At 59.7% G+C, this 2,589-nt stretch carries 1 protein-coding gene; it reads left to right on the top strand.

The features are described from left to right. Positions 1–128 precede the first annotated feature (128 nt). Positions 129–2,589 (top strand): ribonuclease R (gene rnr / locus ACODRW_RS24205; protein ID WP_488906906.1); only part of this gene is annotated, 2,461 nt, incomplete at its 3' end.

Raw genomic sequence — 2,589 nt, 5'->3', positions numbered from 1 at the left:
CCTTGCGGGCGCTAGGACCTGAACCTAGTGCGTCTACCAATTCCGCCACCTGGGCTTCGCTTTGCTGTATTATTTCGCTGCATCTCTGCAACGAGATGCGAATTATAGACATATTCTTGAGGGTGTCAATGGCTAGAACACAAAAAAAACAAAAGACCCTGTCCCTCCGCGAACAGGACCCCTTCCTGGAACGGGAAAAACTTAAATATTCCAATCCCTTGCCGAGCCGAGAGTTCGTTTTAAAAATTCTGGCCGAGCAGGGGGTGCCGCTGTTTCCTGACGAATTAGCGCGCATGTTGTCGATTGCGCGGGCCGAATCTATTTATTTCGAGCGTCGATTGCGGGCAATGGAGCGTGACGGCGAAATCATCATCAATCGCAAAGGCGCGGTTTGCGTTGCCCAAAAGCTGGACCTGATCAAGTGCAAAGTATCCGGTCATCGCGATGGCTACGGTTTTGCCATCCCGGATGAAGGCGAAGGCCAGGGCGGCGATATTTTCCTGCCTGAGCGGGAAATGAAAAAAGCGATGCATGGCGATCGGGTGATGGTCCGTCCGTCCGGCGTCGATCGTCGAGGCCGCCAGGAAGGCAAGATTGTTGAGGTGCTGGACCATGTGGTGACGCGGCTGGTTGGCCGCATCAACCGGGTTCGGGGCGTGTGGGTGGTGACGGCGGAAGACCGTCGCATCAATCACGACATACTGATTGAGCCGGGCGGCGAGGCGGGGGCCAAGGACGGTCAGGTGGTGATGGTGGAAATCCTCCAACACCCGGACGCCTATCGTCAGCCTGTCGGCCAGGTGGTGGAAGTGCTGGGCAACTATGCCGACCCCGGCATGGAGATCGAGATCGCGCTGCGCAAGCACGACCTGCCTCACCAATTCCCGGAGGCGGTGCTGGCTCAGGCCAAGGCGACGCCGAAGAAGGTTCGCAAGAAAGACTGGACCAAGGATCGCGTCGACCTGCGCGATTTGCCCCTGGTGACGATAGACGGCGAAACCGCGCGCGACTTCGATGACGCCGTGTATGCGGAGAAGCAGGGCAAGGGCTTCCGCCTGGTGGTGGCGATTGCCGACGTCAGCTTCTATGTGGAGCCGGGCGACGCCTTGGATCAGGAGGCGCTCAATCGGGGCACTTCGGTCTACTTCCCGCGCCGTGTCATTCCCATGCTGCCGGAAGCCTTGTCCAACGGCATCTGCTCTTTGAACCCGGATGTGGAGCGTATGTGTATGGTCTGCGATATGCAGATCAACGCCAAGGGCGTGGTCAAGCGCTACCAGTTCTATCCGGCGGTGATGCTGTCCAAGGCCAGGCTGACCTATACCCAGGTTTGGGACTGGATCCAGAAAGGCAGCGACAGCCCGCTGTTGCCGCAGATCCAGACCCTGTACTCTTTGTTCAAAGTGCTGCTGGCCGCGCGTAGTCAGCGCGGGGCGATCGAGTTCGACTCGGTGGAGACTCAGATGATCTTCAACGACGCGGGCAAGATCGAGCGCATTGTGCCAGTGGTGCGCAACGATGCCCATCGCCTGATTGAGGAATGCATGCTGGCGGCCAACGTCTGCGCGGCAGATTTTCTGGAGCAGAACGGGCACAAGGCTTTGTATCGGGTGCATGAAGGCCCGACCGAGGAGAAGCTGGAGAATCTGCGCAACTACCTGCGCCTGGTCGGTTTGAGCCTGGGCGGCGGGGAAAAGCCCACGGCCAAGGACTACGCCAAACTGGCGGAACAAATTCATGGGCGGCCCGATGCGCCGGTGTTGCAAACCATGTTGCTGCGTTCCATGCAGCAAGCGGTTTATACCCCGGACAATAACGGTCACTTCGGCTTGGCTTACGAGGCTTACGCGCACTTCACTTCGCCGATTCGCCGTTACCCGGACTTGTTGGTGCACCGTTCGATCAAGGCGGTGCTCAAAGGCGGCAAATACAAGCCGGGCAAATGGGCGCAATTGGGCGTGCACTGCTCTATGACCGAGCGCCGGGCGGACGACGCCAGCCGCGACGTCGAGTCCTGGCTGAAAACCTACTATATGCGGGACAAGGTAGGCGAGATCTTCAAGGGCAAGATCTGCGCGGTGACCAGCTTCGGCGTATTCGTGTTGCTGGATGAGGTGTATGTCGAAGGCCTGGTGCATATCTCCGAACTGGGCAAGGACTACTTCCACTTCAAAAAGGACGTCCAGGCGATTGTCGGAGAGAAGAGCGGCATGCAATACCGCTTGGGCGATACGCTGACCGTGAAGGTGATGAGCGCCAATCTGGAAAGCGCTCAAGTCGACTTCGCGCTGGTCAAGGAAGGCGACCTGCAAACCGCCAGGCCAGTGCCCGCGCGTAGCGCCGGCGCGCGCCAGGGGGGGGCGCGCCGGGCTGCCGAGCCTAAGCCTGTAGAGGCAAAACCGCCGGCATTGCCAGCGGCGCCCAAGGGACGAAGCAGAGGGGGGGCTCAATCGCCGGTGTCGAAGCCTGCGGTCAACAAGCCTGTGGCGAGTCCGTCCGCCGCGAGCGCGTCGGCGGAGAGCAAGCCAGTAGCAAGCAAGCCAGTAGCAAGCAAGCCAGTAGCAAGCAAGCCAGTAGCAAGCAAGCCAG

The sequence above is a fragment of the Chromobacterium sp. FG89 genome, assembly GCF_057808735.1.
This window is presented reverse-complemented; position numbering and strand designations above follow the sequence as displayed.